The organism is Arcticibacterium sp. (genome assembly GCF_055134445.1).
Genome location: NZ_JBSRVI010000121.1, coordinates 30,519 through 48,101 on the forward strand (window position 1 = coordinate 30,519; position 17,583 = coordinate 48,101).

Consider the following 17,583-nt stretch of genomic DNA (forward strand, 5'->3'; position numbering starts at 1 on the left):
TTTTTGAAAAGTATTTGTTCCATAGTCTAGAATTGGCCTGAATCCCATTTTAAGGTCTATAAATCCCTATTTACACGATACCATGAGCAGGTCATATTTGGTAACTTTAAATATGAGAAAGCCCATACTTTTTTGCCTAATTTGTTTCCCTTTTTTAGTCAATGCCCAAACCTTTGAATGGAATGGAGGTGGAGATGGCACCTCTTGGGAAGATAGCCTTAACTGGGTGGGAGGAACGCCTCCAGGAGGTAATATTTTTCATGATGTTATTATTGAAGGGGCCTTTAATGTTCAAGTTTCTTCTACTTTCCCAATCGGAAGAATCAGAATTAAGAATAGCCGTTTGACTATCAGTAACGGATATAAAATGACAGTTAGCCAATCTAATACCGCTCCTGGAGATACCCTCAAAGCGGTTGAAATGATAGATTCAGAAGTTGATATTAAAGGGCAATTATTTATTGGAAGTACCGATAGGGATTTTGCACTAAGTCTTAGAAATACCAAGTTTATAATTTATGATGGTGCAGAAACTAAAATCTTAAACAGCGTATATGGGCTTGAGGTTTTAAAGAATAGCACTTTAACCTTAAAGTTGGGTGGTCTTTTGGATATACAGGCGGATTCTTTGGGTGTTAAAAACAATCAAAAAATAATAGGTCAAGGCAGAATAGAACTTGATGTGGATATCAATGGTATTCTTAATAATGGGGTTTTCAGCACCTGTGATACCCTGATGATAGAGGGTTATGGAATCACTATTTTAACGGCTATTGAGAATAATGGCAGTTTTGTAAATGATGGCTATTTAGATATTAATCATGTTAACCTTTGTGGGCTAAGAAATACGGGCTCTTTCACTAATACCCTCGGAGCTTATATGAAGGTTTATGACATTACGCTTTCAGGTTTGGTTGGTAGTTCGGCAGTTTATTCTAGCGGGTCATTTGTAAATGATGGTGAAATATACGCTTTAGTTAGAGCTGAGTTTGGCTTTTATAATGAGCAAAATACGGCGGGTTTTGTGAACAATGGCATCGCTTTATTTACAGGGGCAGACTCACTCGCTTTTGTGAATGCGGGTTCGGTCTCAGATAGCAGTTTGTTGGTAAATACTGGAACTTTGAATTTGAATGTGGGGGCTGATGTACTCTTGAATAATCCTTATGGAAAAGTGCTGTGGTCTGGTACAGGTATTTTAGAAGGAAAAGATGGGCTACTTAACTCCGGGAGGTTTGAACTTAATAGCGATTCACTAACTTTTGATGTGGCTGAAACCGCCATTATAAACATTGGATACATGCATAGCATGGGTCATATTCATGTGGAGGCTAGTAAAAATGGTATTGATAATTTAGGGGAATTTTATAACCAAAGCGAGGGAGAATTATTACTAACTTCTGCTTCAGGGAGTACCGCTAGTTTTGGGATTAGAAACAAACTTACACTTGAAAATCAGGGTATTATTAATCTGAACAATGCCATTTTTGGCGTAAAAAATGAGGCCTCGTTTGTAAACGATGGCGAAATAACAATTAATCAAAGTACAACGGCTTTCATAGAAAATTATAGTCTAGATGCCGATAGTAGCTATTTTCAGAATAACGGCAGCCTATTTTTGATGCAAAGCATTTCACCATCAGGATATAATAATGTGGGTATCTGGAATCATAGTAAAGGAAGCTTTAAGTCTGAAGGTTCTATTTCAATGAATACCATGTGGCAAAACACTGAAAATGTAAGAAATGAGAGTTATTTATACTTTAATGATTCCTTAAATATCAAAGAAACTAGAGAGGTAAATATTATTAATTCTGGGACTTTAGAAAGTGGCGTTGATGCATTATTAAACTTAGATTTTTCGGAGAACTTTGGTGATTATGTCATTGATAATGACGGAACTGTTATCCTGAATGGTCACACTTCATTGGTATACTATGATACCTACCAAAGGAATATTCCGCTTCTTAATAATGAATCTGTATTTATTAATAAAGGTTACTTATGGGTTGAAGGTTCTGACGAAGTAGAAGGGATTAAAAACACTGGAATCTTTACAAACGAAGACACATTAGTTTTAAACAGAGTTAGAAATATAGCAGTAGATAATTCAGGTACTTTTGTTAATCAATTGGGGGCATTGTTTCAAATTGATAGTTTGGTTAATTCCATTAAAACGGGTCTATTGTTTCAGAATGATGGAAAAATGCTTTTAAACGCTGAGACTAATATTGAAGTTGCAGATAATAATGTATTCTCCAACAGTGGTTTAATTAGCATGAAGAATGGGATTTCGGAGGCCATAAGGCTTTTTGGAACCAATCCAACCTTTACGAATTTAGCCGGTGGAGAAATCGCAATAGACAGTACGGAAATAGCTTCTATTTTGGATGAAGATGGCATAAAAATAGAGGCGGGACAATTGATAAATTTTGGTTTGATAAATTTGATTGGAACCTCTGATGCAGGAATTAGAATTTTAGGAGGCACCTTAACCAATCATGACTCCATTCTTGTACATAGCACCAAAGGCATGCATAATTTTTGGGTAGAAAATGGCAGTTTGATAAACAATGGTTTTTTGAGTTTAAACGGAGCTGGCGAAAGTAGCGTATCGCTAATGAATGTGCTTAGCAGCGGTAGTTTAGAAAACAATGGCGAAATTTTAGTTCAAGATGCCTATAATAGAGGCATTTATAACCTTGGGTTGTTTTCTTCTACCATGGGCTCTAATATTCACTTTGAAAACAATACAAGAAATACCTCTTCCTTATTATACCATTCCAATGCCAGTAACCCCACCACGTATAATGGGAATATGACAAGTGTCAATTCTAAATCATGCGTGTCTTTCAGTGGAGCAGCCATTAATAATGGTCTAATAGATTTGAGAGGCTGTGGCGACCATGCCTTATACATCATATCTGGAACCAATAGTACTACTGGTCAGATGCTATTTGACTACGGCTCCTATGTAGGAACCAATGAAGGTATTTTAGAATACTTTTCTGATTCCGTATCATCTATTTTAGGTGTAAATCTTATGACCAATTTAGGCGTAATAGTGGACCACGAAAATCATTTTAGAAACACTAAATTTAATGACGGAGATGCCCTTGGTTTTCCTATTTGGAACAAAGGGCTTTTTATAAGTCCGTTTTATGGGACGCTCTCTGATGGCATAAAAGAGACTGTAAACCTAAATTATACCGAAGCGGATACCTTACCTATTAACACAGACTGGTACACCGATAGAGCTAAAACCACTGTGGCAGGCACTTGGCATCAAACAGAGCATTATTTTACCCCAAATGCTCTTGCAAATACTGCTGATAGCCTCTTTTTGGAAGTATACTTTACCGGAAGTAAACCTGTAGTTCTTAGTATTCCGCATTTGCAAATATCGGTTTGCCCGCAGCCTATAAATACTAAAATTCTCAGAACAAAACCTGACCATAACTGGAACGATCACACCAGTTGGAGAGGTAACCGTGCTCCAGATTACTGTGATAAAGTTAGTCTAACGGGGCATGAGTACATTTATGTTCCTGCCTCATTTAAGGCCAAAGTTAATACGCTTGAGTTTACTCCTCAGATAGGGCCAAGTCGCTATATAGATTTTGAGTACGGTTCCGTAATGGAGGTGAATGTGCTACCTTATGAATGAGTTTCTATTTTACGGTTCTTAAATCCCTATTTACACGATGTTTTTCTTAGAGGCTTTTTAGGAACTTTGGAGAATGAATATCAAGTATTTAAAAATTCTAATTACCACGTTTATTATTTTCGTAAATTCTATCTCTTATCTAGCAGATGTAATTTAGACCAGAAGAAGAGATGGATATAGCGGGCATCATGCCGCCAACTGGGATTCGGAAGTATTTCATCAAGAAACCTCAACATGCAAACTTTTGCCTTTTTGAACATGACAACAAAGGTAAAACAAGAAGAAAAGGAGATATTGTTTTTCGTGACATTTAGTTGTTCTAAGTGGTGCATCTTTTTTAGATAAAAACGGCTTTAAAAATATCCTAACTATAATTTTAAATGCGTCTGCCGTGGTATTTTCATAGAGTTTAAGGTGTAAATGTTCCATCAACTAAAAATAGAGTTTTTAAAAATAGATGTGTTATCTTAATCATTATTTAAATAAATTATGTCAAAACTCTTGTTGTTGGTAGGTCTCTTTATTTCAATATCCTCAATGGGTCAAACTATCAGCTGGACGGGCAATGGCGATGGTCTTAATTGGGATGATCCTTTAAACTGGGACAGTGGGAATGTGCCTATAAGTACAGATGATGTTGAAATCAGTTCAAAAGACATAACAAAGGACAGTGTGATTTGTTCAACGCATATAGAAATAAAAAGTCTGGTTATTGGAGGTAATAATACTTTAAGGATATTAAACAATGTGACCTTTAAAATAGATTCTGCTTCAGGCTCAGGATGTGAAGTAAACGGAACAATAAGAAACCGGGGGATATTGACGATTGAAGACAACGCAGAAATAGCATTGCATATATCAAGTATTGGAAGGTATATGGGTTTTGGTAGTAGTCAATTGATAATTAATAGATCAGATACCACTGGAATACTAAATGAAGGTCAGATATTATTGGATTCAAATACTTTAGCGGACCTAAATACATGTAAGTCATTTTTTGTATATAATACTGGATATATAGAAAGTAGAGGGGAAATAGAGACTTCTTTTCAATTAGAATCCACCGCGTTTGTGAATTATGGAGACTGGGTAAACACAGGAAGCTTTAGTCATGTAGGTAGCATTCCGGCCATTATAGTAAAAGATACAGGTTTTGTACAAAATTTGGGTGAAATAACAATTAACTCCGGTATCGCAACGTCTATTGAGGTTAATGGCTCATCCGCTGAATTCCTGAACGATAGTACAGGTATTATAAATTCGGGTCAAATTAAAGTTAAAAGTCACAGCCAATTTGTGAATAAGAACTTTATGGATCTAACTTCCTTTAATAATTTGCTTATAAGTGGCCCATTTTCAAGTTTTATTAATGAAGACACACTACAGTGCACAAGCACTACGGCTAGTGCCGTGGTTTTAGAATTAGGAGCCACCTTGGAAAACAAGGGCTATACTTTTGTTGATAACCGAGACCTGGTTCAAAGTCACCTGGTAATCGTGGATAGTAGTTTATTTAGTAATACCGGGTATTTTGAGCTGGATGCAGATCACAAAAATAAGGCTGTTTCAATAGAGCGAAGCGGAAGTATGGTAAATTCCGATTCAATGTTTTACAAAAATGTTTCAACGGGTGATTTTGCTGGTATAATTTATAAATATAGTTTCCATATAGTATCTGGCAGTCTTATCAATGAACCCTCTGGAGTTTTTCAAATAGATAGCTCTTCAAGTGCAGATCAATATTATTTTGTAATCAGAAACGAAGACAGCCTTATCAATAGAGGAAATATGAGCTTAAAAAAATTGGGATACGTGATTTCGAATGAAGGTTATGTTGAGAATAGTGGTCTGTTAAAATTTAAAAGTTTGCATGAACGTGCTTATGTTGATCAAGCTGGAGGTGAATTCAAAAATTTGGCTGATGCTGAAGTACGCTATGAGGACAGTCATGTAGCTTTTTTGCATTTCAACGATATTAAAGCCAAGTATTCGAATTTCGGTACTATTTCTTTTGCAGATTGTTCATCAGACAGTCGGCTTTTTTGGGGACATGGAGATTTTACTAACGATGGACTTTTTATTGCAGATAGTACAAATTCAGGCTCCATATCTTTTACCGACGGTCAGTTTGTGAATGACTCATGCGGTATTATGAGTGTCAGTGTACCATTATTTATTTCTGCCAGCACGGCTAAGAACTACGGTAAATTGGAATATTTATACTCTTCTATTGGCTATAATCATGAATATCCTGAAAACTTCGGTTTGATATTAAATGCAAAGGGTAAACAAATTTTTACTCTTACCAATCACGGGTATATTACCAGAGAACTAAGTGGTTACTTTTCTGATGGAATAGCAGAGAAGCCTATATTTTTTCAAGGCGACTCACCCTATCCTCTAGTTTCATTGGTATTCTTAGACGAGACCAGTACCAGCTCCATTGGTACATTTACAGATAATGCACTGCTAGCAGAAAAAGATACTTCTGGTAATTTTATCTTGTATTTTGAATTAGCTCATAAGCCATCATGTCCTTTAAATAAATTTCAGGTGGCTTTTGAAGAACCCGATTGCCAAACAACTGAAACCAATACTTTCATTGCTGGAAGCACTATGTCAGACTGGTTTGACGATGATAACTGGAGTTTGGGATATGTACCTGACCATTGCTCAAATACATTCATTCCTGCTGGGAAAAAAGTTTCAATTGATGCTCCTTACAGAGCAAAGTCCAACAAGTTGGAAATAGAAACATCCGCTGTTTTCGATTTAGAATCAGGTGCTGTCTTAGATGTTTGGAACGGTTTCTAGAATTCCATTTTACGGTTTATTTACCCCTATTTACACGATGTTTTTGCATCGAATAATTCTTGATCTTTGGTTATCAAATGTTTAAGACTTGTGAAAACAATACCAAAAATCAGAATCGGCGGACACCTTTTTGCAGATCCGCAGGAGTTGTTAAAACTAGAAGCCAGAGAAAACTATACACAGATTTTCTTCAGAAGTGGTAAAGTAGTTTTAGTGGCCACCACCATTGGTTTGTTGGAAGAACGGCTTTCTTCTCATGGTTTTTATAGAACGGATAGAGGAGCGGTGGTAAACCTAGATTGTGTTAAATCGCTATATAGAAACGGGCGTAGAATGCGAGCAAAACTGAGCAATAACGAAGTCATGAAAGTCTCTAAAAGAAGAATTAACGACATGGTTAATCTGTCGCTTACACGAGACATAAAACTGATAGAGGTTTCTTTGAAATGAGGTCAAAGAGCTAATAACCCATTGTCATGAGCAACGTCTAGCTTGTTGACTCTGCATCATTCCATTCTCGAAATAATTATTTTTCTTAAATAGCCACGAATAAACCTCCAATGCTTATTTTATCCCGGATTATGCGTTGGAGAATCGTTATGAGTTTTAAAGTGCAATAAATCAGATAATTAAAGGAAATTAGCATAGCGTTTACCCTGAGCTAATAGCGAAGGGCTCTGGTGATTGAGTTTGAATGGGTGTAGCCTGTGCTGAGCTTGACGAAGTAAACTGATTAGAAGCAATTTAGATACGGTCCCGATAAAATCGGGAGATTGCCTAATGCATAAAGCGGGTTTATGAAGCTAAATCCACATTTTGAAAAAAGAACCAACCCTTAACTCTTTGGGAGAAAAAGTTCAACAAGATAATTGGCAAAACCAGATTCAACACTTTTGGTGAAATTTACAGATTATTTTCTGGAGGAATAGCAAGATGTCGAGGCATTGAAAAAATGAATACCCAGAATCTTATGGAAGCTCGGTGTTATAATTTATATCGAAGTGCAAGGATAATTATGTCCAATTGTAATAATTAAGAGAAAATAAGCATCAAGAGGGTCTCATTTGGCTAAAGACAAAACTGAAAGCAAAGTGTTTTCTACTGCTCTTATTACCATACACTAAAGCAGGAGCACCAGCACTGTTGAAACGTTCAGCCTGATTCTCCCATCAGCACTACTAAAACCCTATTCAAATATTGAATCCGAAGACCTAATTATTAAGCAGAACATTTACAGTTATTCTCTTAGTGTTTAGATTAAAAAGAACTTTGTATAAGCCATTTTGCTGGCCTGATAAATCGATGCTTGACTGCTCATAGTTCATTGGGGCATAAACCCTTTCGCCTAGCATATTATAAACTTCTATTGACAAGACTTGCTCCTTTTCTCGATTGAACATGAAGTGGAATATACCATTACTATTGGATGGGTTTGGGTAAACAACCAAGGCTGAATTTCCATTTTTAAAATCCGAAACGGCAACAATATTAGAGTATTCAAACTTTCCGCCAAGATCAATTTGTTTTAAGCGATAGTAAGAAGCTCCATTAATTGGTTCTGTGTCCATAAAAACGTAGTTGAGTAGGATAGATGAATTCATTGCTCCATCAACCGTCCCTATATTTCTCCAGTTTAGGGCGTCATCGCTACGCTCAACGACAAAATAATCGTTATTTACTTCTGATGCAGTTTCCCAAAACAAACAAACGGAATTTTCACATATATTAGCTTTAAATGAGATCAACTTTATGGGCATGGGATTATTACTGGAAATGGAACCGAGTGTAAAGGGACTAAAGTTGGAGACAGGTGATGGAACCGTACATGCAGTTCCTGAGACCAAAGTTCCTGATGCTGAGGTACCACTGGCTCCTCCATTTCCTTCTGACGTCCATTGAACCCCATCCCACCGTGAAACCTGCAAGTCACACAGGTTATCAACACCACACGAATTTGAAGCCCATGATAAGGTAACCGCTACGTTTGAACTTCCACCGGTTCGGTTTAGTATCCAATATTCACAAGCACTAACATGATCTAAATTAGCATTGAGTGAAGTTCCACTATATAATGGGTCTGGGTCATTTTCAATGTAATTGGCCGTAAAGTGATCCGTAACAACACCTGGAGCAGATATAGCTATGGTTCTCAAAATAGAATTATCGCCAGTAGGGAAAACAAATGCCTGATTGCCCGTTTTTCGTACAGGACCCGAAACAAAACTATTGTTGCTTGCTCCAGTAGCAGTAGCAGCATTATTTATCAGCAAAAGATAAGAAGTGGAAGATAAAATATTTCCGGTAACAAAATTCAGATTTTTCGAAATGGTTACTGGAGCATTCAATATCAAATCCCCTCCGGCCTTATTGACTTCTAAATTGTAGAAAGTTTCGATATCCGAAGATGGTACTGTGGTAATCGTTTGTGTGTTCCCACCATCATAAACAACTTTCCCACTTCGCTCATTGAAAGAGGTGGCCGTCGTAGAATTGTTATTGACCCAGTTTCCAGCGATATTAATTTGATAATTATTAGCGGCATTAACATCCAGCTGATTACCTGTTCCGCTTCTAATAGTAAAATCCCCATTAATATCCATCTTTCCACCCAGTGTGATAAGGCCTGAAATGAAAACATTATTAAAGACCATCGTGCTCGATGTTCCTTGTCCATCTACCGTAGCGGATTTGTAAAAATCAATTGTTGAAGTTTTAGTGCTAGCATCTATGGTTCCTGCTACATAAGTCCAATCATTATCCATAGAAATAATATTGTTTGAAAGCGTTAAGATGCCTCCCGTTTTATTGATTTTCACCTGCGGTAATCGTCCAGCATTAGCAATTCCTGAACCTGTAAGCAACTGATTAGAGGTGCCATCAAACAGTAAGATGGCATTGCCTCCACCGTTCAATGAGCTATTTGTATTGGTTACCAATACATCCCCTTTGGCATTTAGTGTACCTGTATTGAGCTTGAACCAACTTGCTCCACCGGCAATGGTTATCAGATGTGTAGAAGTCCAAGTAAGGCCAGAACTAATGGTTGTAGTGGAATTATTTCCAGAGACAACAATATCATAAAGACTTAAATTTTGACCAGAAAGTGTAGTGGTTTTTAAAAGATTAACTACGGAAGTCCCTGCGTTTACCAATAATGCACCAGCAATTGTATTCCATGAGCTTCCGCTAAAATTTATAATCCCAATGAGGTTCAAAGCCCCTGCAGATTTATTGATTTCTACACGTGGTAATGCACACACATTGCTTAGGCTTGAAACAGATGAATTAATATTTTGGATCCCGGTCCCACTGAACAGAAACGTTCCTGATCCTCCATTAACTGTTGTTGAACTAGTATTGACAAGTGTAAGATCACCCAAAATTTGCAAAATGCCTGTCTCCACCCGATAATGATTATTCCCATTAATGGTTACATTATGAGTAGAAGTCAGGATATAAGAGGCTGGACTTAAAGTGATTATTTGGGAATTTGCATTTATATGAATATTATATAATGATAAGTCTTGTCCTGAAAATGTAACCTCATTATTAATATTAACCGTTGAAGTACCTGCATTCACCAGAGAAGCCCCAGCAGTTGTTTTCCATGATGATCCGTCGAGATTGATTAGCCCGATTAAATTAAGACTTCCTGAAGTTTTATTAATTTCAACACTAGGCAACGCAGACGCTCTCTCGTTGACACCCACATTAATTGTAGAAATAGCTGCGGTAATATTTTGAACGCCGCTCCCATTAAATAAAAAGGTGGCCGTTCCTCCATTTGCTGAATTGTTTTGAGTGGCATCGAGCGTGAGATTTCCTTTTATTTCTACTATTCCAGTATTTATAGTATAAGCATGGCTACCACTAATAGTTACGTTGTTTGTTGAGCTTAAAGTGGTACCGCTTGCAATAGTATAAATGCCACCATTAGCAATAAATATAATGTTATACAGGGAAGTGTTTCCAGAAATTGTTTGAGTCAGTGAAAATGTAACTGTTCCATTGTTATGGTTAAATGTTCCTCCAGAATATGTATAACCGCCAGTAATTTGAAGAATTCCAGTTGTAGCGTTAAATACCCCGCCTGTCAAAAGGAAGGTGCCGTCAATAGAAATATTTGCATTGCTGCCCGTAAATGTACCTGCAGCTTGGGAAAAACCAGAAGCTCCTATAGTAGTAGTTATTCCAGGATTTACGTTTATTGTTCCATTATATGTTCCTGTCATTTTGAATCCGTTCACATTCAAATTGGCACTTATCACGCAATTGTTAGTACCACCACCATCAAAGATGGCCACATCACTTGACCCAGGAATTGAAAATCCAGATGTACCACCAGAAACATCTGACCAGTTTGCAGTATTATTCCATATTCCACTACCAGTACCTACCCAAAAACGATTTGCTGAGAAAGACTGGTGGTAGACGAAAATTAGAACAAATACAATTAGTGGACGAATGGAATAATTAGTGTTCATAATTATAAAATTACAAGCCCCCATCCATCCAATTATTACACAATAATTAAGATTTGTTACACATTTCACACATCCCTTATTTCCTGCAATCCCAACCTTTCAAACTATTGGACTATAGAAAATTAGGAAAAATTTCAACACTTACCTCTCACTAAACTGTTCCACGACAGGTAGTCGGAGACTCGTAATTGTAAACCTTGAAATCCTTCTAAATTTCTCTTAGAAGAGTCTAGCTTGCTGACTCTGCGGTACTAATACACAATTTCTAAACTTTTCCACAGCGTTAGTTCTCTTCGCTAAAAGCTCTTAATTTTAGAGAGTTAAACCACACAAAAGCTTCATTTTTCTTGGTATCTTATTTTTAGCTTACTGTTGTTTAATAGAAACACCATTAGTAATAAGTGTGTAATCTAATTCAAGAAAAAGGGGTACACTTATTAGTATGTTGTTGAATATAAAAAAACGAAAGAGCTGTTTTTTCCAAAAGATCGAAGAAATACAATTAATATGAGCAGACTTCAAACAATAGAAAATCGCCTAAAGGAAATAAATGGAACTGTCTTTCAAGAACTTTGCGATAGTTATTTAACTATTAGAGATAATAATTATTTAGCCATATCTAGAACAGGGAGCCAAACGGGAAAACAAAAGACAACAAAAGGAACGCCGGACTCTTTCTTCCAATTACCAAACGGCAACTTTTTATATTCTGAAATCACTACAGATACGAGTACAAAAAACAAGCTAGCCAATGATTTAAGAGCTTGCTTTGAGCCAGGGAAGACTAAAATACCAATTAAAAAAATTCAAGAAATCATTCTTTGCTTTAATTGGAATATTGACCAAGGTGAAATGACTAAATTAAACACTTTGGCTCAAGGCTTTAAGGCTGATATTAGAATTCGTTATTTGATGCTACAAGAACTAGCTCTAGAACTTCACTTAAATCATAGAGATTTAGCTCATTATTATTTAGGTCTACCTTTAGATACAGGTCAAATAGTTTCAATAGAAAATTTCATCAAGGAGTATGATAGAGCTTCAAAAGGTATTGCTACACCTTTAAACAATACCTTTTTACATAGAGATTCAGAACTCGAAGAATTAAGTAATGCCATAGATAGTCACGACTTCATAATTCTTACTGGAGCACCAGGAGTTGGAAAAACGAAATTAGCACTTGAAGCTATCAATAGTTATAAATCAAAAAACAATTCTTTTCAAGCTTACTGTGTTTCTTACAAAAGTCATACTCTACTTGACGATTTGTATCAATATTTTGATGTAAACAAAGATTATATCCTCTTTGTAGATGATGCAAACAGAATTGATGCATTTGAACAAATAGCAGGTTTTTTCAAGGCCAATAGAAAAGGAAAACTTAAGATAATAATAACAGTTAGGGATTATGCGTTTCAAGAAATTGGAAGAAAATGTCAAGAATTTTCAACTCAACGAATAGACTTGTTCAAGCTATCAGATGAACAAATTATTGACATCATAAAATCTGAGCCATTTGAAATATTAAACCCTGATTACCATAAAGAAATAGTAAGAATTTCTGACGGAAATCCAAGATTGGCTATAATGACATCGCTTTTAGCTAAGCAAGAACAAAATTTATATGCCCTTCACAATGTATCCGATTTATTTGAAAAGTATTTTTCAACTTTCATCAAAGATGATGGTGAGTTTGAAAGCCCTTTAAACATAAAATGTCTTGGGCTAATTGCTTTCTTTTATACTATTCCATACAAAAATAGAGAAGTAACAGAATCAATTTTAAAAGAGTTTGATATTTCGTATAATGATTTTATTGACATAATTGATACTCTCGACAAATTAGAGTTGGTAGAAATTCAATTTGAACACGTGAAAGTGCCAGAACAGAATCTTGCGACTTTTTTCTTTTATAAAGCATTTATCAAAGACAATTTACTTTCATTCAGTACTCTCTTAAATAACTACTTTGAGAATTATAAAAACCGATTTACGGATAGTATAATTCCTGCCAACAATACTTTTGGTCCACAAAACGTAATGGACAAAATTAAACCTGACTTAGTTGATTATTGGAATTTTATTCGTTCAGACAACGACAGGTCTTTTGATTTCCTCAATTCATTTTGGTTTTATTTACAAGACCAAACTTTAGAATTTACATATCAGCAAATAGAAGGGTTTACGAAGTTAGAAAAAACTACATATGAAACTTCTTACGAAAACAATCAATTCGACTTTATCAAGGATAAAATAATTGAATTAGTAAGTAACTTCTTTCGTGTTAACAGTAGTGCTCTTAAAGATTCAATTGAATTGTTGTTAAGATATGTAAATCTAAATCCTGACAAACTACCTGAACTTATTCATAAAATTAGAGATGTATTAGTTTTTGATGCAGAAGATAAACGCTTCGATTTTTATAGACAAAAAACTCTTTTCGATATATTAATTGGCGGAGTAAATGAAAATGTTGAACCGCATACAACAATGTTTTATGAACTTTCTAAAACTTTTTTAGCACAGAAGTTTCAACAATCGAAAGGTGGAAGAAATAATAGTATTAGTCTTTATCAATACTCCATACCGAATAATAAAACGATTCAAGAATTTAGAACCAAAATATGGAATACATTAGATAATAGCTTTGCCTCACATCCCGTATTGTCTTTCAGTTTGTTAAAGAATTGTTCGAGAGTTCATCCAGATGTTAATAAAGAGATAATGGCATTTGACATTCCATTTGTTCTCAATATTATTAATAGCCATTTGAGTAATGAAAATTTAGAACATTGTAAATATGTACACGACCAAATAAGATGGTTTAAAAGACAGGGATTTGTATTGCCTGAATTCTCAAATTTCTCTACCAGGTTTGTTAATGAAACTTACTTGTCATTTTTAAAAATAGATTGGGATAGGTTTAGAGATAAGGAAATGTATGAGTTTGATGATTTTCGCGAATATGAACGATTAAAAGAGGCGGAAATAAGAAGCTCATTTATATTAACCAACGAGGATGAAATAAATAACTTTTATAAGACTTTCATACTATTAAGGAATTCAGCGAACAAAAATCTGAGTTATAACAATGCTCTAGATTTTGTAGCAGACGAAAATTGCTCAAGAGACTTTGATATCGGGCTTGCATTATTAAAGAAAGTTATTGAAAATGGTAATGAAGTTAGTTATGTGCCAAGAGTCGTTTTTAGAAATCAGTTAAAAGTTAAAAATACGGCTAATCAAATTTGGGAATTTGTTCAACAATCAGAATTTGAACACAAAGAACTTTGGGAGCTATCATTTTATGATTACATAGATGATTCTTTAATCAATGAAGACCTAACCAAATCATTGGTTAAAACAATATCAAAAATGAATAACTCTAATACAATTCATTTTGACAGACTTGAACGATTCATAAAAGTCAAGCCAAACCTATTTCAATTAATTTTAAAAGCCATAACAGAAAAAAATGAAAGAGAAGGTACGTCGTTGAAAATTTGGATGGATTTCTTCAGCAAACATTTTGAAAAGCTTGGAGATGACATTGAGTTAATAAAAAAAGCTTACATCCAGCAAAACCATATTCAAAATAATTTTGACTACCTAGGGAAAGGGATTATAGAAATACTAAAAGTCGATAAAAATTTCTTATTAGAATTTATTGAAAGTTTATACTCAGTACCTGACAAACATAGTTTAGGAGGCGATCATAACGATATGAGTTATGTTTGGAATATAGATAACATAGAAGAGACGCTGATTAACGTATTCGACTTAGTAATTGAAAAAGACCTATACTTAGGCATTTTAGAACACTTTTGTAATGTTTTCTTTAGAACCCCAAAAGAAGAACAGAAAAAAAGAGCAGATGATTTTATTAGGCAATATGTGATTGAGAATCATCAAGATTATAAAAAAATGCAAATCGTTGTTGACTTAATAAGGCATTCAAGGATAGAAATGTTTCAAGAAATCTTTCTATTATTTATTTCATTAAATCAAGATAAGGAAACCTTCAGAAAATTAATGTGGATTGGAAGTGGAGGGACATATTCTGGGAATGTTATTGTTGGTGATTTAAGAGCTTCTCAATGGAGAAACCTATTAGCGATCTCAAATAAATCTCATTTAGGAATACAACTAATTCCAATTAAGAATTACATCAAAGAAGAAATAGAATCTAACTTACGAAGCGGGGAATGGGAAAGACAACAAGATTTTTTAAGAAGGGACTATTAAATAGTCAAGTTAAAATCAAGAATAAACTTTCAAAGGAGTTTCAGTTAATTTTACCGGCATTAGCCTAACTCGTTTATAGGACTGGATTCTTACCTTATTTTCTGAAACTCACAAAGCCAACAAGCCATTCTCTCTCATCACCTGTATCGGTTTAGAATACCAGAATAGCTCAAAGTTTTCATACTGTTCTTCGTAGTCTTCTTTAAGGTTTTGTAGGGTCAAGAGTTTTCCGTTTTCGGGTTTTAGCTCATTCAGTTTGTCTAATAACCAATTACCGTTCTCTGTGCCTAAATCTATTTCGAAAGCATCTGTTTTCGTATGAAAAAGGAGTCTTAGTTTCTTGGCGTTTTTCTTAAAAACGGAAGGCTCAGCACCTAACCAAACTATTTTGGTATTTGGTTTTAAGAGAAAGTCGCCTTCTTCTTCTAAGGCATCCATTATCAGGTTTTTGGGAATGGAGGTTTTAGGTATTTTGAAGTCAAACCACTCTTGAAGCGGGTATTCAAAACAGATGCCATGCATATAATTAAAGAGCGATTTTTTCAGCCCAAAACTAAATTTATCATGGTCTATGCCCGTGCTGTCGGTAAACTGGATGTCGTTATTAGCAAAGCTGATATCCTGATAGTCGGCCACTATACCAAAGGCCTCAGGCTTAAGCCCAATAGGGCTATGAGCGGTCAAGGCAAACTGATGCCAAAAGCCAGATTGGAGCACGCCTAATTCAAACATTTGACGCACCATTTCCAGGCTATCTACCGTTTCTTGAATGGTTTGGGTAGGATAACCATACATCAGGTAAGAGTGAACCATAATGCCAGATTCAGTGAGATTTCTGGTCACTTGAGCCACTTGTTTTACGGTAACACCTTTGTCTATTAAAGCTAGAAGTCGGTCGGAGGCCACTTCTAAACCACCCGAAATAGCAATGCAGCCAGAAGCTTTTAAAAGCTTGCAGAGGTCGGCGGTAAAGTTCTTTTCAAATCTTATGTTAGTCCACCAAGTTACTACCAGTTTACGTTTCAGTATTTCCAAAGCCAATGAACGCATCAATGCTGGCGGAGCAGCTTCATCCACAAAGTGAAATCCTTTTTCGCCAGTTTGTGCTATCAGCTCTTCCATTCTGTCTACCAGAATTTTGGCGGCTATAGGTTCATATAGTTTTATATAGTCTAGTGAAATGTCGCAGAAAGTGCATTTTCCCCAGTAGCAGCCATGAGCCATGGTGAGCTTATTCCAGCGGCCATCACTCCACAGGCTGTGCATGGGGTTGGCTATTTCTATCACCGAGATGTAGCTGTCAAGCCATAAGTCACTATAATCTGGCGTTCCTACTTGTGCTTGTTTGTAATCTGCTTTCGGACTATTGTTGGTATAAGTTACTTCATTCTCTACTAAATGAAACGTCCTTTTCAGTTCTAGTTTTTCCTGTTGTCCTAAAACATGTTGACTTAAAAGCTCTAGTGGCAATTCGCCATCATCTAAACTGATGAAATCAAAAAAATCAAAGACCCTTTTATCTTTTACACTTCTTAATTCTGTGTTTGGGAAGCCACCACCCATGGCGGTCTTAATATGCGGATAGTTTTCTTTGATGTACTGAGCACATCTAAAGGCACTATATAAATTGCCAGGAAATGGCACCGAAAAGCAAATAAGTTTAGGTGCTATTTCCTGAATTCTTTGTTCCAAAATTTCCAAAGAAACTTCGTCTATCAGCGTTAGTTCGCCTTGCAGGTAATCGTAAAGCTCGTCAAAGGCATTCGCACTCCGTCCTAGTCTTTCGGCATATCTGCTAAAACCGAAATTCTCATCCACACATTCTTTTATAAAATCAGAAAGGTCTTCTAAGTATAAGGTGGCTAAGTATTTGGCTTTATCTTGGTCGCCCATACTACCAAAAGCCCATTCTAAATCATTGATTTGCTCAAAACGACTCGCTTGCGGAAGAAAGTTTTCGGTACAAATTTGTTTGGCAAATGTTTGGCTATGCCCTTGCAAAAAATGAATAACCTCTTCTATGGTTTTTAGATATTCCTCTCTGAGGCAATAAATACGCTCCGCGTTTTCCGTAGAAATGGTTTCGTTTTCATAAGCCATTTCAAAGATGCTAGCCAAGTTTTCCTTAGAAAATAGGGCTAAAATAACCTCTATGCCCAAATCCATTTGAAAGGCAGAAATGCCCTTTGTTTTTAAAAAACCTTTAATGTAAGGCGTGGCAGGGTAGGGTGTATTTAACTGTGTAAAAGGGGGCGTTATGAGTAAAAGGTCTTTCAAATCTTGATGTAAGTAAATTGCGGAGCAAAGTACGGGGTTTTATTTCTGTTATTATTAGAAACCTGAGACGAACTAATAAATGGCGTAATAGCTCCA

At 35.7% G+C, this 17,583-nt stretch carries 6 protein-coding genes; 4 read left to right on the forward strand and 2 right to left on the reverse strand.

Features of this window, described 5'->3' with window-relative positions; all coding sequences use genetic code 11:
- Window positions 1-112: 112 nt before the first annotated feature.
- From ACTBZY_RS15570 to ACTBZY_RS15580, 3 genes are all read left to right on the forward strand, one after another.
- The gene (locus ACTBZY_RS15570) at window positions 113-3,667 is read left to right on the forward strand and encodes a hypothetical protein (protein ID WP_463047267.1); all 3,555 of its coding nucleotides are present in this window, start codon (window positions 113-115) and stop codon (window positions 3,665-3,667) included.
- Window positions 3,668-4,156: 489 nt separating this feature from the next.
- Window positions 4,157-6,481, forward strand: a complete 2,325-nt coding sequence (locus ACTBZY_RS15575; protein ID WP_463047268.1) for a hypothetical protein — start codon at window positions 4,157-4,159, stop codon at window positions 6,479-6,481.
- Between the two features lie 90 nt (window positions 6,482-6,571).
- Window positions 6,572-6,931 carry a LytTR family transcriptional regulator DNA-binding domain-containing protein gene (locus ACTBZY_RS15580; RefSeq protein WP_463047269.1) on the forward strand — a complete coding sequence of 120 codons (360 nt, stop codon included), beginning with the start codon at window positions 6,572-6,574 and terminating at the stop codon, window positions 6,929-6,931.
- A gap of 761 nt (window positions 6,932-7,692) precedes the next feature.
- On the opposite strand, the gene ACTBZY_RS15585 is transcribed toward ACTBZY_RS15580, so the two are convergent.
- Window positions 7,693-10,965 (reverse strand): T9SS type A sorting domain-containing protein, encoded by a 3,273-nt coding sequence (locus ACTBZY_RS15585; protein WP_463047270.1) that lies wholly within the window; start codon window positions 10,963-10,965, stop codon window positions 7,693-7,695.
- A 507-nt stretch (window positions 10,966-11,472) separates the two neighbouring features.
- Between ACTBZY_RS15585 and ACTBZY_RS15590 the strand changes: the two genes are divergently transcribed.
- Entirely contained in the window at window positions 11,473-15,210 is a 3,738-nt protein-coding gene (locus tag ACTBZY_RS15590; RefSeq protein WP_463047271.1) for an nSTAND3 domain-containing NTPase, read from the forward strand.
- 108 nt (window positions 15,211-15,318) lie between these two features.
- Here ACTBZY_RS15590 and ACTBZY_RS15595 read toward each other — a convergent pair whose 3' ends face one another.
- The gene (locus ACTBZY_RS15595; RefSeq protein WP_463047272.1) at window positions 15,319-17,487 is read right to left on the reverse strand and encodes a B12-binding domain-containing radical SAM protein; all 2,169 of its coding nucleotides are present in this window, start codon (window positions 17,485-17,487) and stop codon (window positions 15,319-15,321) included.
- Between the last annotated feature and the right edge of the window lie 96 nt (window positions 17,488-17,583).